The sequence below is a fragment of the Mesorhizobium sp. M0938 genome (assembly GCF_040319125.1).
Classification (GTDB): domain Bacteria; phylum Pseudomonadota; class Alphaproteobacteria; order Rhizobiales; family Rhizobiaceae; genus Mesorhizobium; species Mesorhizobium robiniae.
This window is the reverse complement of the sequence record NZ_JAMYNS010000038.1, coordinates 1-19,839: the sequence shown is the minus strand read 5'-3', so window position 1 is coordinate 19,839 and position 19,839 is coordinate 1. Positions and strand designations below refer to the sequence as shown.

The 19,839-nt window shown below is 61.3% G+C and carries 29 protein-coding genes; 6 read left to right on the top strand and 23 right to left on the bottom strand.

The features are described 5' to 3' along the window. Positions 1 to 78 precede the first annotated feature (78 nt). The 9 genes from NKH73_RS32070 to NKH73_RS32030 form a co-directional block, all read right to left on the bottom strand. Positions 79 to 513, bottom strand: coding sequence for an aconitase X swivel domain-containing protein (locus tag NKH73_RS32070; protein WP_352939421.1), 435 nt, complete (start codon positions 511 to 513; stop codon positions 79 to 81). After that, complete coding sequence (locus NKH73_RS32065; protein ID WP_352939418.1) at positions 510 to 1,760, bottom strand: aconitase X; 1,251 nt, start codon at positions 1,758 to 1,760, stop codon at positions 510 to 512. Before NKH73_RS32065 ends, NKH73_RS32070 begins: the two co-directional genes overlap by 4 nt. A gap of 66 nt (positions 1,761 to 1,826) precedes the next feature. Continuing rightward, the gene (locus NKH73_RS32060) at positions 1,827 to 2,891 is read right to left on the bottom strand and encodes an ABC transporter ATP-binding protein (RefSeq protein ID WP_352939415.1); all 1,065 of its coding nucleotides are present in this window, start codon (positions 2,889 to 2,891) and stop codon (positions 1,827 to 1,829) included. Beyond that, entirely contained in the window at positions 2,891 to 3,679 is a 789-nt protein-coding gene (locus NKH73_RS32055) for an ABC transporter permease (protein ID WP_352939412.1), read from the bottom strand. Before NKH73_RS32055 ends, NKH73_RS32060 begins: the two co-directional genes overlap by 1 nt. Beyond that, entirely contained in the window at positions 3,679 to 4,548 is an 870-nt protein-coding gene (locus NKH73_RS32050; RefSeq protein WP_352939409.1) for an ABC transporter permease, read from the bottom strand. Before NKH73_RS32050 ends, NKH73_RS32055 begins: the two co-directional genes overlap by 1 nt. A gap of 27 nt (positions 4,549 to 4,575) precedes the next feature. After that, a complete protein-coding gene (locus NKH73_RS32045; protein WP_352939407.1) occupies positions 4,576 to 5,637 on the bottom strand; it encodes an ABC transporter substrate-binding protein in 1,062 nt (353 codons plus the stop codon). Positions 5,638 to 5,692: 55 nt separating this feature from the next. Beyond that, positions 5,693 to 6,661 carry a PfkB family carbohydrate kinase gene (locus NKH73_RS32040; RefSeq protein ID WP_352939404.1) on the bottom strand — a complete coding sequence of 323 codons (969 nt, stop codon included), beginning with the start codon at positions 6,659 to 6,661 and terminating at the stop codon, positions 5,693 to 5,695. Beyond that, positions 6,658 to 7,692, bottom strand: a complete 1,035-nt coding sequence (locus tag NKH73_RS32035) for an ADP-ribosylglycohydrolase family protein (protein ID WP_352939402.1) — start codon at positions 7,690 to 7,692, stop codon at positions 6,658 to 6,660. Before NKH73_RS32035 ends, NKH73_RS32040 begins: the two co-directional genes overlap by 4 nt. 2 nt (positions 7,693 to 7,694) lie before the next feature. Continuing rightward, positions 7,695 to 8,420 (bottom strand): GntR family transcriptional regulator, encoded by a 726-nt coding sequence (locus NKH73_RS32030; protein ID WP_352939400.1) that lies wholly within the window; start codon positions 8,418 to 8,420, stop codon positions 7,695 to 7,697. A 25-nt stretch (positions 8,421 to 8,445) separates the two neighbouring features. Between NKH73_RS32030 and NKH73_RS32025 the strand changes: the two genes are divergently transcribed. Beyond that, positions 8,446 to 8,997 carry a hypothetical protein gene (locus NKH73_RS32025; protein WP_352939398.1) on the top strand — a complete coding sequence of 184 codons (552 nt, stop codon included), beginning with the start codon at positions 8,446 to 8,448 and terminating at the stop codon, positions 8,995 to 8,997. Between the two features lie 73 nt (positions 8,998 to 9,070). Here the strand turns inward: NKH73_RS32025 and NKH73_RS32020 are convergent, their stop codons facing one another. The 8 genes from NKH73_RS32020 to NKH73_RS31985 form a co-directional block, all read right to left on the bottom strand. After that, entirely contained in the window at positions 9,071 to 9,316 is a 246-nt protein-coding gene (locus NKH73_RS32020; RefSeq protein WP_352939395.1) for a DUF2934 domain-containing protein, read from the bottom strand. 77 nt (positions 9,317 to 9,393) lie between these two features. Further along, positions 9,394 to 9,594 (bottom strand): hypothetical protein, encoded by a 201-nt coding sequence (locus tag NKH73_RS32015; RefSeq protein WP_352939393.1) that lies wholly within the window; start codon positions 9,592 to 9,594, stop codon positions 9,394 to 9,396. Between the two features lie 95 nt (positions 9,595 to 9,689). Then, positions 9,690 to 9,995 (bottom strand): DUF1236 domain-containing protein, encoded by a 306-nt coding sequence (locus NKH73_RS32010; protein WP_352939391.1) that lies wholly within the window; start codon positions 9,993 to 9,995, stop codon positions 9,690 to 9,692. Positions 9,996 to 10,335: 340 nt separating this feature from the next. After that, the gene (locus NKH73_RS32005) at positions 10,336 to 10,683 is read right to left on the bottom strand and encodes a hypothetical protein (RefSeq protein ID WP_352939388.1); all 348 of its coding nucleotides are present in this window, start codon (positions 10,681 to 10,683) and stop codon (positions 10,336 to 10,338) included. A 280-nt stretch (positions 10,684 to 10,963) separates the two neighbouring features. Further along, positions 10,964 to 11,257, bottom strand: a complete 294-nt coding sequence (locus NKH73_RS32000) for a hypothetical protein (RefSeq protein ID WP_352939386.1) — start codon at positions 11,255 to 11,257, stop codon at positions 10,964 to 10,966. 127 nt (positions 11,258 to 11,384) lie between these two features. Beyond that, entirely contained in the window at positions 11,385 to 11,732 is a 348-nt protein-coding gene (locus NKH73_RS31995; protein WP_502894156.1) for a hypothetical protein, read from the bottom strand. Next, positions 11,711 to 11,914: a hypothetical protein gene (locus NKH73_RS31990; protein ID WP_352939381.1), complete on the bottom strand. Its 204-nt coding sequence runs from the start codon at positions 11,912 to 11,914 to the stop codon at positions 11,711 to 11,713. Before NKH73_RS31990 ends, NKH73_RS31995 begins: the two co-directional genes overlap by 22 nt. After that, a complete protein-coding gene (locus NKH73_RS31985; RefSeq protein WP_352939379.1) occupies positions 11,899 to 12,168 on the bottom strand; it encodes a hypothetical protein in 270 nt (89 codons plus the stop codon). The genes NKH73_RS31990 and NKH73_RS31985 overlap by 16 nt, the downstream gene beginning before the upstream one ends. 149 nt (positions 12,169 to 12,317) lie before the next feature. Between NKH73_RS31985 and NKH73_RS31980 the strand changes: the two genes are divergently transcribed. Next, positions 12,318 to 12,455: a hypothetical protein gene (locus NKH73_RS31980; RefSeq protein WP_352939376.1), complete on the top strand. Its 138-nt coding sequence runs from the start codon at positions 12,318 to 12,320 to the stop codon at positions 12,453 to 12,455. Positions 12,456 to 12,470: 15 nt separating this feature from the next. Here NKH73_RS31980 and NKH73_RS31975 read toward each other — a convergent pair whose 3' ends face one another. After that, positions 12,471 to 13,265 (bottom strand): N-acetylmuramidase family protein, encoded by a 795-nt coding sequence (locus tag NKH73_RS31975; RefSeq protein WP_352939373.1) that lies wholly within the window; start codon positions 13,263 to 13,265, stop codon positions 12,471 to 12,473. Positions 13,266 to 13,352: 87 nt separating this feature from the next. On the opposite strand from NKH73_RS31975, the gene NKH73_RS31970 reads away from it, so the two are divergent. The 4 genes from NKH73_RS31970 to NKH73_RS31955 all read left to right on the top strand — a co-directional run bounded on the left by NKH73_RS31970 (position 13,353) and on the right by NKH73_RS31955 (position 15,466). Beyond that, positions 13,353 to 13,538 (top strand): hypothetical protein, encoded by a 186-nt coding sequence (locus NKH73_RS31970; RefSeq protein WP_352939371.1) that lies wholly within the window; start codon positions 13,353 to 13,355, stop codon positions 13,536 to 13,538. A gap of 426 nt (positions 13,539 to 13,964) precedes the next feature. Continuing rightward, positions 13,965 to 14,168 (top strand): hypothetical protein, encoded by a 204-nt coding sequence (locus NKH73_RS31965; RefSeq protein ID WP_352939368.1) that lies wholly within the window; start codon positions 13,965 to 13,967, stop codon positions 14,166 to 14,168. 140 nt (positions 14,169 to 14,308) lie between these two features. After that, positions 14,309 to 14,479, top strand: a complete 171-nt coding sequence (locus NKH73_RS31960) for a hypothetical protein (protein ID WP_352939365.1) — start codon at positions 14,309 to 14,311, stop codon at positions 14,477 to 14,479. Between the two features lie 501 nt (positions 14,480 to 14,980). After that, complete coding sequence (locus NKH73_RS31955; RefSeq protein WP_352939362.1) at positions 14,981 to 15,466, top strand: acyltransferase; 486 nt, start codon at positions 14,981 to 14,983, stop codon at positions 15,464 to 15,466. On the opposite strand, the gene NKH73_RS31950 is transcribed toward NKH73_RS31955, so the two are convergent. The 5 genes from NKH73_RS31950 to NKH73_RS31930 form a co-directional block, all read right to left on the bottom strand. Next, the gene (locus tag NKH73_RS31950; RefSeq protein ID WP_352939358.1) at positions 15,459 to 16,172 is read right to left on the bottom strand and encodes a class I SAM-dependent methyltransferase; all 714 of its coding nucleotides are present in this window, start codon (positions 16,170 to 16,172) and stop codon (positions 15,459 to 15,461) included. The genes NKH73_RS31955 and NKH73_RS31950 overlap by 8 nt on opposite strands. 66 nt (positions 16,173 to 16,238) lie before the next feature. Next, the gene (locus NKH73_RS31945; RefSeq protein ID WP_352939355.1) at positions 16,239 to 17,243 is read right to left on the bottom strand and encodes an SGNH/GDSL hydrolase family protein; all 1,005 of its coding nucleotides are present in this window, start codon (positions 17,241 to 17,243) and stop codon (positions 16,239 to 16,241) included. After that, entirely contained in the window at positions 17,243 to 18,472 is a 1,230-nt protein-coding gene (locus NKH73_RS31940) for a hypothetical protein (RefSeq protein WP_352939352.1), read from the bottom strand. The genes NKH73_RS31945 and NKH73_RS31940 overlap by 1 nt, the downstream gene beginning before the upstream one ends. Positions 18,473 to 18,625: 153 nt before the next feature. Next, positions 18,626 to 18,901 carry a VanZ family protein gene (locus tag NKH73_RS31935; RefSeq protein WP_352939349.1) on the bottom strand — a complete coding sequence of 92 codons (276 nt, stop codon included), beginning with the start codon at positions 18,899 to 18,901 and terminating at the stop codon, positions 18,626 to 18,628. Between the two features lie 284 nt (positions 18,902 to 19,185). Beyond that, positions 19,186 to 19,659, bottom strand: coding sequence for a hypothetical protein (locus NKH73_RS31930; RefSeq protein ID WP_352939346.1), 474 nt, complete (start codon positions 19,657 to 19,659; stop codon positions 19,186 to 19,188). Positions 19,660 to 19,839: the final 180 nt, after the last annotated feature.

Below are 19,839 nucleotides of genomic sequence, written 5' to 3'. Positions count from 1 at the left end.
GCCTCCGTCCAGCCAGCATCTTGAATCACAATCACGCCGCTTTGGGAATCCTACGATTCTCTCAAGAGATGAAACGCTCTAGATCTTGCTCACCATCGCTTGCGCATCCTCGCCCGGGCTGATCGCGATTCTATCGCCGGAGACAATGCCTGAGGTGTCGCAGACGACCAGCGGCATGCTGATATCGTAGAGGAACTCGGCAACGATGGCGCCGACGGCAAGGATCGGATCCGGCCGCTCCAGTATGATACCGGCCGGCGCCGTGCCCCGGCGGATCGCCTCGGCCAAGACTGAGGACGAGGACGACGAGCCTCGCCCGCTCGGCATGACCAAGATCCTGCCGGCGACATTCTGGCCGAGATCCGGATGCGAATGATCTGTTATGTCGCCGGTCTCGGCATCGACGCCACCCCAGAAGCTGAGCGCTTGCGAAAGTACCAGCGCCGCTCCTTGCGCCTCGCCGGCAAGCTGGAAGGTTCCGGTGCGTTCGACTGTTTCGACCGACCACGTCATCGCGCGCCCCGCACGACGTGACCCACTGCTGCGGAATGGATGCAATCCTTCATGTCGGCGAAGGCGACCGACACGCCGATATTGCCCGGCGCGTAGTGCGCCCATTTGCCGGAATTGGTCATCACCACGCCATCGAGCCGCTTGATGATCGCGGTGACATAGGTGCAGGTATCGGCGACTGGAATAAGCCCGAACGCCTCCATGCCGTCCAGCGCCCCCTCATCGTGCAAACGCGTCAACGTCGCGCGCCCGGTGTTGACGTAGATCGGAATGCCTCTGCCTGGCGCCACCTTTTGCAACAATGGCAACAGCCGCATCCATTCGTCGTGCGAGAAATGCGGCGTGCCCAGTGACACGGCTGCCAAAGGCGTGCCGTCAGGGACGCTCGACAGCCTGGCCAGCGCATGGTCGAGGTCGGTATGCGTGATGCGGATTGTTTCCTCTGGCGCCATGCCATGAAACGCCTCTTCAAGCGTGTTCGCCTCCGGCGTGATGCTAACCGCATGGAACAGCGCCACCGCTCCCGTCGTTGCAGCAGCGGCGCCAAGGGCTTTGAGTTGGTCCTCGTCGCGTGGTCTTGGCAGGCCCGAGATCACCGGGATGCGATCGCCACTCCCTTGCCCGATGATCAGCCCGACGGCGACGAACAGGCTGTCGCTCGGCTCCAGGTCAGAACCGGTCAGCTTGAACAGGATCTGCCCGCGTCGATTGTCGCTCAAATGCAGTCCCCAGGCCGGCGCACGCCCGGTCATCGCGCAGCACAAATCGATGAAATCGCCATAGCGATTGGTCCTTGCCCCAATCACCGAATTGGCAAAGACGATGGCGTTGGACTCGCCCCAGGCGATCTGCTCGCCAAAGCTTGGCCGGAACCGCGTCTGATAGGGCGCGCAGGTGAAGGTGGCCTGACAACCGAGCTCCAGATGCGCCTTCATCAGACGGCGCGCCGGCGCCTCTTGCGACGGCGGCATCTTCACCAGTCGGGGATGGATGAGGTCGAACGAGCCGACATTCAATGTCGTCGGGACCCGAACGTGGCCATCGCCTTCGACCAGCCTCTCGACGAAATCGAGGCTGGCCTGGCCGTGATACAGGCAGCCATCGATATGAGCACCGGCAATGTCCAACAGCTCGCGCGCGCCGACTGCGTTGGAAAAGGCGACCAGGATCTTCATCGCGGCGGCCACGGCCGGGCCCTGCCCGCCCTGCAGCATCGACTGGTCGCCCGCATTCAGCTCAAGCGTCATCAGGTGTTTCGCTTTTCCGCATTGTGCCCGACCATGCTCTCACTGATTGCTGTCCGCCTGGCAAGATCAGTTCGCGGCGATCAGCACCGTACTCTCCGGCGACCAGCGCAGCACCACCTCTTGTCCTTCCGCCAACCTTTCAATGCCTGTGTTCTGCACGATGACCTTGAGCGTTTGCCCGTCGCGATCGACAAAATAGGTGCTGTTGTTGCCGGCGAAGATGCGCTTGGAGATTTGGCCACGGAGCACATTGGCGTTCGGATCAGACGTTCCGGAATCGGTGGCAATGCGGATGCGTTCGGGCCGCACCGCGCAGCTAGCTTTGGCGCCGGCGGCAAGCGTCGCGCCTGCCCCGGCGGCAATCGCGGTGCCATCGACCAAGCGGATACCGGTCCCGGTGCTGTCGCCGCGCAAGATATTGGCATCACCGAGGAAAGTAGCGGCGAACTCGCTCTTCGGGCTGTCGTAGATCTCCTCCGGCGGCCCCTCCTGCACCAGCCGGCCGTCGCGCAAGATGCCGATGCGGTCGCTCATCGTCAGCGCTTCCTCCTGGTCGTGGGTGACGAAGATGGTGGTGATGCCGATCTCGCGCTGGATGCGTTTCAGTTCGATCTGCATGTCGACGCGCAACGCCTTGTCGAGCGCGCCCAATGGCTCGTCGAGCAAAAGCACGCGCGGCTTGGTGACGATGGCGCGGGCCAGCGCCACGCGCTGGCGCTGACCGCCGGACAATTGGTGCGGCCGGCGACTGCCGAGCTTGCCGAGCTGCACGAGATCAAGCGCGCGCTGGACCTCGGCGGCAATCACCGCCTTGGCCTCGCCGCGCACCGACAGTCCGAAGGCGACATTGTCGGCGACGCTCATGTTGGGAAACAGCGCATAGTTCTGGAATACCATGCCGATGCGCCGCTTCTCGACTGGCACGCGCTCGACGCCTTCACCGTCGATCGCGATGCGGCCGGAGTCAGGAAAATCGAAGCCGGCGATCTGGCGCAGCAGCGTGGTTTTGCCGCTGCCCGACGGCCCGAGCAACGCATAGAAACCGCCGTCGGCGAAGTCGATGGAGACATCGTCCAGCGCCTTGTGCGCGCCGAAACTGCGCGACAAATTCGATACCTGCACGCCGGCCATTATTTGTCTCCGCCAAATTTGAAGAAGCGGGCCGTGAGCAGCATCAGCCCCATCGAGACGACGATGATGATCGTCGAGACCGCGTTGATCTCGGGCGTAAAACCCTTACGGATCGCCGCGTAGATTTCGACCGGCAGCGTTGTCTGGCCAGGCGTCGACAGGAAGTAGGACACCACGAACTGGTCGAACGACACGGCAAAGGCGAACAGCCCGCCGGCAATGACGCCCGGCATGATCCACGGCAAGGTCACGCGCCGCGTCACCTGCCACTGGTTGGCGCCGAGCGAACGCGCCGCCTCTTCCAGTTCCGGCGCAAAGGTCTGCAGCCGGGCCGAGACGACGACGATGACATAGGGCAGCGCCAGCGCCACATGGCCGAGCAGGATTGCAAACAGACCACGCCCGATACCAACGCCGAAGAAGAATATCAGCATCGCCGTTCCGGTGATCAGCCACGGAATGGCGATCGGCGGAAACAGCAGTGCCTGCAGGAGTTTTTTGCCTGGAAAGTCGTAGCGATAGAGCGCCAGCGACGCTGCCGAACCAAGCACAACGCTAATGACGGTGGTGATGATCGCGATTTCGAGGCTGTTCCATGTGGCCGAGATCAGTTGGTCGTTCTGCCACAGCGAAGTGTACCACTCGGTCGTCCACTCGAACGGCAATTGGTAGAAGGGCGAGACGTTGAACGACATCAGGGCCATGATGATGATCGGCAGATAGAGGAACGCCAGCAGCAGCCAGATGTAGATGCGGCCAACCCCTTCGAGGATACGCGTCGTCGCCATCAGGCTGCCCTCTTCAGCACCGGCGCGACTGCCGCCAGGATAGCCAGTACGACGGCTAGCAGGATGAAGGAGAGAGCGGCCCCCAGCGGCCAGTTGAAGACAGCGACGAACTGGTCCTCGATCACCGTGCCGTAGAAGGTGCCGGTGCGGCCGCCGAGGATGCGCGGCTCCATGAAGGAGCCGACGACGGGCACGAAGATCAGCGCGGCTCCGGCGATCAGTCCGGGCATGGACAGCGGAACGATCACCCGCTTCAGCATTTGCAGCCGCGACGCGCCGAGCGAGCGCCCCGCCTCGATCAGCGAGTCGTCGATGGCCTGCAGCGTAAGGTAACAAGTCAGCACCATGTAGGGCACGTAGGAGTGCACCAGGCCGATGATGACTGCAGGGTAGGAATACATCAGGTCGATGTTGATCTTGAACGGCAGCACCGAGTTGAGCGCGGTGTCGAGAATGCCGCCTTCGCGCAGCACCATCGCCCAGGAGAAGATGCGCACCAGCCCGTTCGACCAGAACGGCAGGATGACAAGCAGGAAAATTGCCTCGCGACTTCGCCCCTTCAGCACCTTGGCCAGCACGTAAGCCGCGGGATAGCCGATGACGACGCACCACAGCGTCACCTCGAGCCCGAGCCTGAGCGACGCCAGCAGCAGCGTCAAATACAGCCCTTGCGAGAAGAAGGTGGTGTAGTTGTCCAACGTGAACGACCACGCCTTCCCCGACAGCGGCAGCTCCGTCATGAAGGAGAAGAACACCATGGCCGACAGCGGCAGGAAAATCGCCACCGTCAGCCAGAGATAGGCAGGCAGGAGCAAAGGCAAAGCCGATTGCAATCCGCTCCTCGAACCGCTCGCGACCTGTCCAGCCATATGCCCTCCTCCCCGAAAAGCCGGCCGCTACTTCACATTCACCTTCAGTTCCTGCCACAGCGCCAGATAGGCTTCGCGCTGCGCATCGGTGATCGGCGCCTGGAACTGGATGCGCTTAGCGACATCGGGATCCCCCATCACCTTGCGGTTGAAGGCATCTTCCGGAAGCGCCGCGACCGCTTTGGTGTTGGCCGACACCGGCGCGCCAACCTTGGTGACCCATTCGACATAGAAGGACGGGTCAATCATGTAGTTGATGAAGGCCTCGGCGCCGGCGACATTCTTGGAGCCGACCGGTATGGAAAAAGCGTCGAGCCAGGCGACGGCGCCTTCCCTAGGGATGACCAATGAGACCGGCAGCTTGAAATGGGTCTTGGCGCGGTCGGCCGAGCCGCTCCAATAGGTGCCGATATCGATTTGGTTGGAGGCGACCATCTGGTTCCAGTCGTTCTCCGAGCTCCAGAAAGTCTTGATCTGCGGCATCAGCGAGGTCAGCTTCGCCTTGACCGCTTCCATGTCCTTGATGTCGTTAATGTTCTGGCCGGTGGCAATGGCGCCGAACTGGACCGCTTCGACAGCATCGTCGCGGATGACCACCCGGCCCTTACGGGCTTCGTTCCACATCTCGGCGATGCTGGTCGGCGGCGCGTCGAAGGATTTGTCGTTGATGGCGAGCGCGGTCAAGCCCCACACCCACGGCACGCCATAAACCTTGCCGTCGCGGGCGAGCATCGGCGATCCCGATTTGTCCCGGCTGATGTCGGCGTAGTTGGGAATCTTCGAGACATCGATCGGCTGGATCAATTTTTCCGCCATCGCCTGGTCGTTGAAGGCGGCGTTGATCATGACAACGTCGTAGAGGCCGGGATTGGTCCTGAGCTTGGTCAGCATTTCCTGCTCGGAATTGAAGAAGTCGTTGACGACCTTATTGCCGGTCGCCTTCTCGAAGGCCGCGATGGCCCAGGGCTCGTCGGCCCCGTAACCCTTCCAGTTGAGCACATGCACTTCGGCGGCAGTGGCGACCAGCGTGAGTGCGGAGGTGAAGACGGCAGTCGCCGTCAGGAAAGCAGTCAGTTTGGGCATGCGCATGTTCGTTCCTCTCATTGTTTGCCCGGTTGGCGGGGCTTGTTACGTCTTTAGGCTGTCAGGCCTCTTGCTTCCGTCCGTGCACGGTCGTCGTTTGATCGTGATGGCTGAGGAATGTCTGGATTTCCTGGTCGCTCGGCGCCGACGAGCCGCCATGGCGGGTGACCGAGAGCGCCGCCGCCGCATTGGCGTAATTTGCCGCTTCGAAGGGCGGCACGCCGCGCGACAGGGCGCTGACGAAGGCGCCGATATGCGTGTCGCCGGCGCCGTTGGTATCGACGGCGGTGACGTTGAAACCCGGTATGGCCTTGCCGCTCCCATCCGCCAGCCGCACGAAGCAGCCTTTTGCCCCGGCGCGGATGATGACCCCCGCGGCGCTCCGGCAATGATTGGAAATGAGCCGGGCAGCAATGGCCTCGACATCGCCGGGGCCGGCGATCTCAGCCGCTTCGACGGTGTTGCAGCTCAGCCAGCTCGTGCGCGCTAGTACCCGGTCGAGAATGGCACACGGAATGTCTGATACGACAGGCGTCGGATCGAGGACGAAGGGAATTTCAGCAGGCAGCGCCTCGATCCACTCGGCCAGCGCATCGCGGCTGCCGGGATAGCTCAGCGTGTAGCCGGAGGTGAACACCCAATCCCCCGGCGCAACACGGACCGGCGCCATCATGCCAAGGCTAAGCACACTCTCGGCGCCTGGCCATGACACGAAGGTGCGTTCCGCATCGCTGCTGATCATGGCGACGCAATTGCCGCTGTCCATCACAGGTGATGCCGGCATCAGCGTGGCGATGCCTTCCGTGGCGAAGGCGGCGCGCAGGAAATCGCCGTTCGGTCCGCTGCCGAGCTGGCCGCCGAAGACGACCTTCATCCCGGTGCGGCTGGCCGCCACCATCATGTTGAAGCCGCCGCCGGCGACCTGGGCAAAGCTCGATGCAGTTTTTTCGGTGCCGGGCGCCGGCAAGGCATCGATGCGGTAGACATAATCGACCACCGCGCTGCCGATATGGACAAGACGGCCGCTCACGCCGCCGCATCCTTGCCGGAGCTGCTTTTCGCCATCCGCGCGGTAACCAAGTCAGCCGCAAGCGCGCGTACTTCGGCAATGTCGATGCCCTTCAATCCAGCGATACGGTCCTGTGGCAGCCGGGAAAAGCCTGTGCAGGCACCCGCCATGCCGGCGGCAATGGCACCGATCGTATCGGTGTCGCCGCCAAGATTGGCGCTGATGATGGCCGCCCGCCAGGGATCGCCTCCAGCGATTTCCAGCACGGCGAAGGCGGCCGGAACCGATTCTTGGCTGGCAACACCGGTGCCGACCAGATCCACGATCAGCCGGATGCCGTCTGAGACAGTCTTGCCGCGAACGAGGCCCTTCGCCCAGTCGATGCGCGCGGCAATGTCGCCGCCGGTGACCCAGTGGCCGAGCGCCGCCCCTCGCCTTGCCGCCTTAACGGCGCAGTCTGAGGCGGCACGCCAGTCGCCGCCGGCAACGCCGCAGCTGACTGCGGCGGCGACGGCGGCGGCCGAGGCGATGGCGATCGAGGTGTTGTGCGTCGCCCGGCAGGTCTCCGCGACCTTGGCGACCAGTGCGTTGAGCGGCTCCGGCGGCATCATGATGCCGACCGGCGCGATGCGCATGGCCGCACCATTGGTGTCGCCGCCGCTTCCCGCCTCCTCGGCCGGCACGCCCTCATTGATAGCGTCGATAGCGCGCTTGGTCGATGGACCAAGCAGATCGTAGCTGCCACGCGCCTTGACGTCGCGTTCCCAGTCCAGCAGCGCGTTGACCCAGCGCGCATGATCGAAGCTGTCACCTGAAACAACCAGGATGCGGCCGAGCAGCAGCGCCTGTTCGGTGTCGTCGGTAACAGTGCCGGCGGCCAGGCCTTTCGACACTGGATGGTCGGCGAGCGGGGTGACGAAATCCTCGACATGCCCGTAAAGCTCGGCGATGCGGGCCGGCGACAGAAGTTGCGTCGGCATGCCGAGCGCATCGCCCAACGCACCGCCGATAAGTGCGCCCATCGCCCGGTCGATCGCCTCGGCCGTGTCCATACTCAGAACTCCAGGTGAAGGGCGAAGTGCGCCGGATTGAGCAGGCTGGTGACATATTCGATGGCGCGGCCGTCGGCGGCGCGAGTGAGGCGCCGCGTGCGCAGGAACGGCGCGCCGGGCGCGCAATCGAGAATGGCCGCGTCCTCGGCGCTCAACATTTCGATGTCGACCCATTCTTCGCCGTGATCGGGAACAAGCCCGGCGCCACGCAGCGTCTGATGCAGCGAACCCTCGCGCAGGCCGCGCAGCGGTACATCCTCCAGTTCAGGCGACAGCGGCAGGCGGCTGCGCTCGATCGAAATGGCGTGACCGTCATCGGCGTTGGAGCGGACCCGGTCGACGGCTATGAAAAACGGGCTTTCGACGCCAAGCCTGCCGGCAAGATCCGCATCCTGTATCACTTCGAGCCTCAGCGTGCGGGTCTCGGCGTTAGCGCCGGCGTTAGCCAGCGCGCGCGACCAGCCGACGGCGTCATCGACCGGCATGCCGTCGAAAGTGACGAACGAGCCGATGCCGACCTTGGTGGTGATCAGCCCACGGCTCGACAGTTCCTCGAGACCCTTGCGGATGGTGTTGCGGCTGACGGAGAAGCGCTGGACGAGCTCGTTTTCGCTCTGCAGGCGATCGCCGAAACCAAGCACGCCGGAGCGGATTTCATGTTCGAGGACTGTGGCGATCCGTTCGGGCTTGCCCGTTCCGGGAGACGACAGAGTCGTGCGACGCGCCATGAAAATACCTGTTCAGTAAACCTGTATGCTCCTGTTCAATATCGTGATGTGGCAGTTGCGTCAACGGCTCGCGGCCAGCGCGCTTGTCGAGTTTCCGGCACCTCTATGCAGTTCAAAATTGGACTGCCGTTTACGAACGGTTCGTCGCAGGCTGGAATTTTATGGGAACCTTCACCACACCCGAGCGGTTTTTTCTATAGTCGCAAATGCGGCGACAACCGAAAATGGAGACAAACGGAGACAAGCTATGCTTATGAAAATTCTCGCAGCGTCGGTACTTGCCGCCGGTCTGGCCACTTCTGCGATGGCCCAGAATGTCAGCGACCCAAACGCTGACATCGATACCGGCAGCGACAGAAGCGTCGTCATCGACCCCGCCCCGGTCGATCCGGATCTGGCGGATCGGAACGCTGTCGATCCCGGGATTACCGGTAGCATTATTGCCGGCCCTGACGGCTTGAATTCCAATGCCGATCGGAACTGCCCGATAGGCCCGCAGGGCGCGATGCCTGATGCAACGAACAAGGCTCCCGGCACGGTTTCACCGACTGTCAACGACAACCATTGCGGGAAGTAGCAGTCGAGATCGATCTTGATAACTTGTGCTTCGGCCGCGGGACTAAGAGAGCCTCGTCCCGCGGCCGAAGCGCTTAGTCTGCTGAAGCCTTGCGCGGCGAGGCAGCCTTTGGGTTGATTTTGTGGGGCTTGCTGCCCTTGGCGTTCGCGGCCGTTGGCTTCTTCAGTCGAGCAGTCTTTCCCATCGGCTGGCTGTTTTCACCGTCGATGTCGGCGGTGGCCTGATCCCAGTGCTGCTGATGCGAGCCGTCTGGCCGGCCGGCTTGCTCCCAGATTGCGTGAGCCCGCTGACGTATGCGTTCCTGCCTGTCGTCCGTCACTGTTGCCTCCATCGGTTCAAGCTTGAGCAACAGCTGTTTTAGCTGAAATTTCGATTGCCGTCTTGAGCTGCCTCAGCCTAGTCGGACAAAACCGCGACACCGAGAAGTGCCGCCTTTTTGGTGATCAGCCCCGCCAGATCCGCGTCCGAGCGCTCTGTCCCGGTTCGCTTACGCACCGCTGCGATCACCTCCTTCATCGACAACAGGGAAGTGCCCCGTTCAGCAAGCAATTTATCGACAGAAGCGGCTACATTGGATGACTCGACATGCGGCAACATGGAAATGGCTCCTTTCCGTCCCGCGACACGACAATCAGCAGCCGGTGGCCTGCCGGCGAGCCGCCGCTCCCTTTGTGGGGAGCGGCGGCTGAAGGTCAGTCGATGACCTGCACGATCCTGCGCGTGCCTGGATCGACCAGCACGGTGCGGTCGTCAACGACCACGTATCTGTATTCGACATCGGGGACCTCGATCGGCTGAAGTTCAACCGTGTCGGGCAAGGTGGAACCGACATTGAGCTCCACTCCCAGAAGGCTAATCGACGCCAGCGGGTGCCTGTCCACATATTCGCGGATGACTGTCTGCTGCTCGGGCGTGACAATCACCTGGTCTGCGGCGGCAACGCCGACACCGGTGAGCAGCACCAGCCCGGCGGCGGCAGGAACAAGGTGGATCTTCATCGTCTTCTCCTGTTCTTGTTGGCGGACTTCGCCTTCCGGCTTGGCAACAACAACACATAGTCGGAAGCAGCGGGCCCTGTTTGCAAACGCTCACGCAACCTTCTTGTTCCGTGAGCGGCGGCTAAATGATCGCCGCCCTGATGCGGGCTGCTGCGAGCGACCGCAGTGGCCCGCGTTCCTGTCGCAGGCACGCGGGCCGATCGGATTGCCCGACCAGCAGCGATACCGGAGGGGGTGATATCGACTGCTTCGAAAGAAACATTTAGCTATAGCTAATGTTCCGCCTGGCGGCAAAAAAGCCTGGACACCCGTCGGGGTGCGAGGCGGCAAAAATGCCCAATTATTGCTTCGGCGGCTGCGCCGGCACCTCGCCGGGCTTGAGCACCGGCGTCCTGCCTTCGTCCGGCGGCGGTGCGGCCATGCCCCGATCGCCCGTCGGCGGCGGCAGCAGCACGCCGTTGCAAGGATCAAGCGTTTCAGTCAGGCTGCTGCTACCACCGTTGTTGGCGGGCGGCGGCTTTTGCTGCTGGCCGTTCTGCGGTTGGGCCTGGCAAGGGCCGGGCTGGGCCGGCGCCTGGTCGGGTGGCTGGTTATCCGCTTTGGCGACAACCGGCGCCGCCAACGCCGTCGCCAATGCCAGTGCGCCCAGCATCACCGAACTGCTTGGCAAGAATGCGAAAGGTTTCATATCGAACTCCTTTCCCGCGGAGGATCACCTCCTTGTCAAAGCGGGTGGGCGGCGATTGGTTCCCGCATGCGGCAACGCGCCCGGCCCTATGCTGGGTTCAAGGAAACGCCCGCAAATTTTGGGCGGCAATGCGGGATGACGTCAGTTCAAGACGCCAAAAAGCCGCCCCGTTGCCGGGGCGGGCGCGGCGTATCTGGCAATCGTTGATCAGCGATTGCTACTGTAGCGGCATCGACCAAGCTTCGTGCCTATAACCCGAGGATGGAGCGCCAGCTGCCTCTCAGTCCGGAAAATCGAAGACCGGTTCCTCGCATCGATGGAGCCGACATTGACCGTCACGCGTTCTGACATAGGACGTAACAGGTACTTGGGGCCAGTCGCACTCGTTGCCGAACTGACGGACATACCGGTCATAGGTGTTGCGGCCGGTGGTGAGGACGACCGCGCGCCGGCTGCGGATCAGCTGCTGCGTCTGTTCGCATGTCATGGTGCGTGCATCCGGCCGGGCGTAAGCCATGCTCGTGGCGGCGAGCAGGATCGCTGCGGCGGTCGAGACGATTGCGCGAGCTGGCATGATGCATCCTCACAGGGGTTGTGTCTAACGCGCACCTTCGCCCGTGGTTCCGCAACCTTCAACCCGAGCCGCCTTTCCGTGGGAATGCTGTGTTGCGGCACAACAAGACAGGAAAACAGGCGCGATCTCACTCGTCCTCCTCCCCCGGCTTGAACCGCCTCACCACCACCTCGAAGACGATGTCCGATATCCACATCGCCGAGACGCCGATGAGGAACGCCGCGGCCAGCGTCGTGGTGTCGTCGTCTGTAGCCGGAACCGGCAGGCCGGTGGCGCGGAAGTAATGCACCACCGGAAGCGTCAGATAGGCGGCCGCCAACGCGCCACAGATCGGCGATGCCACCATCTCGCGGACCTTGTAGCGGTGGCGCGACAAGGCCCGCAAGATACCGCCGGAAAGGCCGGCGACCACCACCGGCGCCTTGATGCCGAGAGCGTCGAGAAGCTCCTGTATCATGGCTTCCACCGGCACCATTTGGCGCCCTTCCCGTTGTAGCCATTCACCTCATCGAGTTCAGGCCGCGTCATGGCGGCGACGACGGCAGCGGACGGACGGCGCGGCTGGTTGTGGTCGCACCAGACCTGACGTGGATTGCTAATAGAAGCCGGTGTGGTGCATCCGGCGAGCAACAGGCAGATGATCAGCGCTTTGCCCATCTCATCGCCTCCCGTCGTGCGGCTTCGTCCGGCAGGTCGCGCGCCGCACGTTCGGCACCGGTCGCCTCACGGTCCATTTCGAGGCGATCCTGCGCGGCGGCAAATTTTTCTGCCGCCTGCTTTGCCGCCTCCTTCTTGGCCCGGTTGATGCCGCCGGCGACGTACAGGCCGAGCCCGCCGATCAGCGCGGCGAAGATCGTCATGATGGTCTTGTTGCCGATGATGGCGCCGAGAATGGTAAGGGTCGTGGTCACAGGATATGCCTCCCCGTCGCCACGCAAAAAGCGATGTAGAGGATCAGGCCGGCCATGCCGAAGCCAAGCCATCCGGCGATTGCGGTCAGTATCCAGAAGGCGGTTGTCATCGGCGTTCCCTCACGAAATAACCGACTGCGAATCCGACGATGATGGGAAGCGGCTCCCAGATCATGGGATCGGCGAATTGCGGCCATGCATTTGTCACGACAGCCTTGATTGCCCCGGCGAGCGAAGCCGAGATCATGGCGGCAGTGAGTTTGCGCGACGGCATCGCGTTGGGTTGATCGACAAGCATGGTCTTAGCCTTTCTGACGAAAGATGAAGCCGAGTACGGCGTTGATGATGCGCCACAGCCAGTTGCGTTCGACGTATTCGGAGGCAGGGCTTGGCTTTGCCGCTGGCGTGGGCACAGGGGCAGGCGGAGTGACGAGCTTCGGCGGCTGCGGAGCTGCTGGCATGTGCTGTGGAGGCACTGGCGAGGCTGCCTGCGGCCACGGCGTGTCCTTGATGCGCGACCACTTGGCGAACGCATTGGCCAGCTTGGTGTCGTAGGCGTTTTTCTTGTAGCCCGACCCGTTGTAGCCCTTAGCAAAGCCGGCCCAATCATGATTGCGCAATTTGTCGTCGAGCCGATTCGCTGCGATGAAATTGACCGCCGCTGCCAGTTGCAGCGCCTCGTCTTCCATCATGGCTTCGACCATGGCCTGCACGGTGAGGAAGCCGGCCGCCTTGAAATTCTCACCGAGAACCTGGCCGAGCCCCCACGACGCCGATCTGAGCGCCGCCGTCTGGTCGATGGCGCAGGCGGCTTTCAGGCGCGGATAGCTGTCCCGGGGATAAGGCTTTTCGCCCCACCTGACATAGGCAAGGCCGGCCGCGACGGCTTGCGCCCGCGCCGCGCCCGAGAGGTTGCGGAAAAAGACATGCGGCTCAAACAGGACGATCGGCCGGCCCTGCGCGTCGAAGCCATGCCCGCTGGTCTCGACATCGAGAAAGGCGTGAATCTCATCCTCGCCGACGCCAATCCTGGCGCCTAGCCTCGGCAGATCGAGGTCGTCCAGGCGCCTGGCGGCGCCCTTGAACGTAGTGTCCATGGCCTTGTCCTTTCCGCCCTCGCGGGCAGGTTGATGTTTGCAACCGATTGTGTGAAATGAGCCGAATGGGAGGATGGGGACTTGCCTATGTCGCAAGACGAAGGAACAGCCGCGGCGCGCTGGACGGTGAAGGCCGAACTATGCGCGGTCGGCCGCGACAAGCCCCTGCTTGTGGCACTGGCAGCGATCTTCTGCCTCTATTGCGGGCTGGTCGCTGGGCCGATCCTTTACGCGTTCCTGGCCATCCAAGGCATCGCGGATTTCTTCAAGTGACGGTGTCGACCATCTGAGAACAGCTCGATCCGTACGTCGCCTGGACCGAAATTGCTTAGCCGGGATGAAACCGCTCCCATGAACCGTTCGTACCTTGTGGGATGCATGGTGCGGGAGGGCACGTGACAATAAGGATCAGGCTTCCGGGCGGGACCTTGAAGATCAAGACGAGGGACGAGCTGCGCCGCCGCGAACAGAAGCGCGAAGTCCCGGTCTGGCAGGTCGGAAAATATTTCATCATCTGGTGGCCGAGCAGTATGTCGGATCGTCCATCCCGGCGCCCGCCAGAACGATGAGCCGACGCCGGCGCCCGGATCCTTCTGGACCAGTCCCGGGAAATAGCCCCAGAAATAGTCAATGACCGCCCATTGACTCTTCCCCTACGGAAGCTCTCTATTTGCTGCACTGCACAATGGGGTTGGGCTGATGGCGGTTCGTATCAGGTTGCCGGGCGGCACCTTGAAGATGAAGGTGTATCGGGAATTGCGCGAGCGCGAGCGCGCCCGCCGCATACCGGTTCTGAAGATGGGGTCGCTGTATTTCACCTGGTGGTCGAACCGGCGGCCTCCGTCGAACGACCAGCCTAGTGCGCCGGACAATCCGGCACGCGACGCTGTAGCCCCGTCGTGATCATAAAACCGTTATCCGACGCCTGTACCGTGGATCGTCACAGAAATAGTCGATGATGCGATGTTGACTCTTCCGCTAGGGAAGGTCTCTAATTGCTGCATTGCACATCATCATTGCGTTGCACGGCGGGAGTTGAACCGATGGCACTGCGTATCAAGTTGCCGGGCGGCACCCTGAAGATGAAAGTCTATCGGGAATTGCGGGCGCAAGAACGCGAGCGCCGCGTGCCGGTCATGAAGATGGGTTCGCTGTATTTTGTCTGGTGGTCGAACAGCCAGCCCCACAACAAGCCGCAAGACAGTCATCGATAGCCGCTGCGTATTTGGCTCGAGCCGGCGTGTCTTTTAAACGCGCAAAGGGCACTCTAAATTAACTCCTTGAATCGACATGTCAAACCAGTCCTGCCGTCAGGCAGATACGCCGGCACACGCCGCCGAAATTATTGACCGGCAAGACGAAGCCGCTCGCTCGGTAGAAGCCTATCTGCAACGGCGAAGTGCTACCTGTACCGGTCCTTTGCCAGAGGCCGTGTCGCGCCAAACGAATTAGAACGTGAACACCTCACCATCACGCTTGCAAAGCGGTGCCGCTTCCCGCAAATAGCGGCGGAAACGGGGGCAACCTGATGATGCGTACTGACCGGCCGGTAGCAGAAAGCCTCAAGCGCTTTTCAGTCCACTTCCGATTCTTCGAGGGATCGCGACTTATCGTCGAAAGGTTACCGAAATCGCGTTTCGGGCGAAACTGATATGCCGTTCGTCCCACGGTTCATGTATCGCCTAGCCGGCATCAATGCCGGACCAGGAACGAAGATGAACATCCAGAGTGTCCGCACTGCCAGCCGTGGTCACCACGCGATCGGCGAGCACGGGATCATCAACTGCTACTTCTCGTTCGATCGACCAGAAGCGCGGATCACGATCGGACGACGCTGCTACATCGGCAAGAGCCACCTAGTCGCTGCAGAACACATCGCTATTGGTGATGATGTCGTTATCTCATGGGGTACGACGATCGTTGACCACAACTCGCACTCGCTGGATTGGAGGCAGCGAACAAACGATGTCGCCGCGTGGCATCAGGGCAAAAAGAACTGGTCGGGTGTCGGAATCGCGCCGATCACAATCGATGAGAATGTCTGGATCGGCTTTGGCGTGACAATCCTGAAAGGTGTCACGATCGGCAAGGGCGCAGTCGTCGGCGCAGCATCCGTCGTCACGAAGGACGTGGAGCCCTTCACGGTCGTTGCCGGCGTTCCGGCTAAAAAGATCCGCGACCTCTCGGAATTAACTACTTAATGCTGCAGAGCGCTCCAGCCATGTACGCCATGTTCCGTACCGCAGTCTTGGGCGCGACCTTGAGAAATCCGGTCCGCAACTTGTATTTCACCCATCCTTTGGACCGCCCGGCTAGGTGTTGTTCATAAGCGAGATCGTGAGCAAACGTCATCAGCCTCTCCACTTTGAGGCCAGACGTCCTGAGCAGATTGTCGAAGGTAAGCGGCGTGTAGAAGTTGATGTGCCCATATGGTCCTGACATCCGTATGGCTTTGCCCAGGTTCCTCGTATGCTCCAGCGGTACTTCGATATAGAGTTTGTTGCAGACCCTCGCCGCCTCCATCAAGAACATCCGCTCGTGCTCGACATGCTCGACAACGTGAATGGCAAGACCGAGGTCAAAGGACTTGTCAGGGTGTGGAATATGGTAGCCGTCGAAGATGTCGAGGCTGGCTAGGTTAGCGATTTTCCTGGCCTTGATCGCATTGACGCCGCTGGTCGATATCTCGACGGCGCCAAGGGTCTCCCCGAGGCCCTTCTTATTCAGCTTGTCCAGCACGGCACCCTCGCCGGCCCCGATGTCAAGTATCTTTTCGAAGGACTGCCCTCGAATGATCGCCTCGATGTGCCCGACCGACTGGTTTGATGCGATTTCCCGTTTTGCGGTTACTTTTCCATCGGTGTAGTAGTCGTCATAGATGTCGATGATGCTGCCGGCATTGGCCATTGAAGGCTCCCTGAGACGATCTCGCAATCTCTCTGCCACAGCCATCAAAGAACGTCCAGCGAGGCCTTACACGCTGACCAGCGGCGCGATGTTTGCCGCGATCTCGGCGGCGCCAATGTCGTTCGGATGGATGCTGTCAGCCAGCCGGTCGGCATTGTTGGTCATGATCGAGAGACCATCTACGAAGAACGTTTCCGCGTCTCCCGCCGCCAGCTCGGCCGCCTGCACGGCATCCCGGTATTGCTGGAGGGTGATGGTGTTGGTGTTTGGCGAGTAGATCGGGCTGACGAGATATATCTTTGCCGCCGGCAGCGCCGCCCGAGCGTTGACGATCCAGCCTTGCACGGCGGCCTGAAATGTGGCGATTGGCGTTTGGGCGACAAAATTGTTGTAGCCGATCATGTACGTCACTCGGTCGGCACCCAGGCCTGCCAGAGCCGAACCATTGGCCGCTATGGCCCCTTCACTGCCGTTCGCTATGTTGACAAGCTGCCGGCCATTAAGGACCGCGAGCTTATAGGACCAGGTCAGAGCCGAACGTGCGGCCGAAAAGCCATGCGAAATGCTATCGCCCGCAACGGCGAGCTTGCCGGCCGGCCGCGCCGCAATCGCCATCGTTGAGCCGGTGTTCACTTCGACCTTGCGAAGTTCGAGACCTGCCGCATACGGCCAAACGATCGTCACCGTTTTCGAACCGGCCGGCAGCGCGAAGACCGGCTCGGATATCCCCGCCACATTGGCGGCGAAGGGGCAGGTGAAGGTCAGGGTTTCGATGCCGTCGATCAGGATCGAGCCGACTGAACGGAATGTATCAAGCCGGGTGATCAGTGCATTCCAAAACAGCGTCAGCCCCAGGCTTGACGCATTGGTGATGAACGAAACACGGCTTCCCGGCGCGGCATGCTTGTAGTTATTGCCTTCCGAAATCGGCCGCAGAAAGCGCAAGGTTGCAGAACTTCGCTCGGCAATGCTGGCATAATCCGAGACCAGCAGTTCGGCGGCATTTGGCAAGTAGCTATCGTAGAGGATGACGGGCGGGATCTCGTCGGTCAGGCGCCAGAAAGCAACCATCACGCAAGCTCGGTCAAACGGATGCGAGCTGGCGACGAGACCCCGGCGACAACGGGTGCTGTTCCACCTAAGCAAAGCAGGTATAGGTTCAATGTGATCCTGTTGTTGGAAAACACCTGTCTTAGTCGAATTACTCCTTGCGTCGGAGCAGACGGCTGAATGGGCTGCATATAGCCCCGATTTGCTATGATGCTGGAGCCCGCCTGGTTGACGTATGCATAGAGGGATGTTGGGGCGGCGGAAAACGTGACGAAGCACTCAAACTCAAGAAGATAGACGCCTCTGCGTGGAAGCCGTGCCCGGGCCGGCGCACCGCCATCCAGCGCTAGGGCAGAACGCCGCAAATAGGTGCCAGCCGTTGTCGTCGTCCAGCCGGTGATTTCGACTGGGGTCTGATCGGTGGGCAGCGCGACATCGGCGGCAGGCGCGGATGCCTGTAGATGCATCGGGTTTTTCTTCCAGTCGAGAATGATCCACCTCGACGCGTTGGCGTAGAGCGTGATCTGCTCGCCTGCCCACATGTAGAACAAGTCCGTGCCGTAATCGCTGATCAGGCTGGTCGGCTGCCCCGGCGTGGCGAGAAGGTGGACGATGCCGTCTTGATCATATGGAACGAGGATCGATATTGCCTTGCCGACATGCGCATTGGCTGGCGGCATGGTGACGAGCCGCGTGACGCCAAGAGGGGCTGTGACGACGTGCAGAATGCCCATGTCCGAACCAGTCACAGTGAAGTCGGATGGCCGGTCGATCGGGCTGCCGATGTTGATGCCGTATCCCGGCCCGGCGAGTGCCGCAGCCTGCGCCGCCGAGATTGCCGCCTCATCCACCAACGCATCCACAGCATCCGTCGCATCGCTTATCAGGTTGTCAGATAGGTAAAAGGTGATGAGGATGTCATCGGTCCCAATGACCGGATCTGATGTTTGGAACGAATACGTGAAGGCAGCCGAAACTGTGCCTTCCTGTACGTGAACCGTTGTTCCCTTCTGCAAGGTGCGGGCCGAGCGAGCATCGGCGGCGCGGTACCAAGTGCCTTCGCTCACCGTGTAAATGCCATTCTGTCTTGCGTCGGTCTGGTTCTTGACCAGCACTCGATCGCCGACTTCGGTCATGACGCCGTCGATGGTTTTGAGTCCCTGGAGGATAATGTTGGCCGTGGTCGCCAGACGCACGGGTTCGCGTTCGCCGGTCAGAAGTCGAACGGCGGCAGTTGCAGGTCGGGCCATCAGGCTTGCTCCATGAAAAAAGCCCCGCGAAGCGAGGCCTGAAAAGTGCTCTATGATTTCAGCGCGCCCACAGGACGTGCGGGTCCATGGCGTATCCGGAGTTTAGCCGGGGTCTTGTCTCGAAAGAAAAAGCGCGCCGAAGACCGCTGCGGCCTACGGCAACCCGCCAACGCGCCTCTTTGTCCAGCTGGCGATCGTCAGCCCGCACGCCATGCCGGCGCAGTCGGCAACCCAGTCGAGTGCATCCAGATCGCGCCCTATCAACTGCGCGCCTTGAAGAATCTCGATCGCCGCGCCGATAGAAGCGAGGAGAATAATCAGCCTTACCTTGTGCTCAGGCCAGCCAAGACTTCCCAAGGCCGCCAAAACGGCGAAGGCGGCGGCGTGATTGAGCTTGTCATCATGAACGGCCATGCCGAGATCCGGCAAGAGCCGCACCGGCAGAAGAGCGAGCATGAGAACGCCGGCCAACGTAACCAGAAAAACGATCCTCGCGGCGATCGGATAAGAGTCTAAACGCAACAAGATAGGAACAGTCCTTCATCTGAAAAGTCGGCTGGCCTGGCATGGTCTCCCGGCCACCCGCTTGCGCGACAATTGGAGGCTGCCATAGGCTACCATCATGACCACAATCAGACCACCGCCCGATGACAGCGCGACTGAACGCGGCCGCTTGGCACGATCGCCGGCGCTTGCTGGCAAGCGCCAATGCATCACTCTCGAAGGTCAGGCAGTACCTTCTCATCGAGGAATTTGAGGCGTCGATCCAGCATTTCTGCGTTGGCGGGATTCGCCGGAACATTGACCGGAATCAAATCCGCCACCGACTTTCCTTGCCGCGCGGCTTCAACCCATTCTTCCATGGCGCCGATATATCCGTCCAGCGCATCATATGGAGTCTTGAGGTCGTCGCCGGGCATATATGCTGGAGGTACATCACCCACGACTACCCATATCCATTGGGGCACATCTGGTCTGCCGGGTGAAATCTCGAAGAGAAAAATATAAATTATCCCCTCGGCGCCATATCCGAGATATTCGCCTTTGATAGCCTTTCCCCAGTCATAGAACTGAAGATATTGACGAGCTTCGAGAAGAGCTGAGTCAAGGTTATCGTCTGCGTCCGGATCGCCGGCCGCAAGCGGCAAACGACTGACTCTACCGAGGTCCGGAGTGGCTGTGTTCATGTTATTCTCCACGGCTCAATTTTCTCCGCCGCCAGCCTTCGCTAGCCCAGCGCGCAAAATCTCCAGCGTCCATATGGCGCTTCATGTGATCTTCCCTAGGTCGTGAACTCATAAATGCTGGATGATTGAGACGCTGGAAAGCAATCACCCGTCGGCCTACAATCTGACTATGCCGTTCGC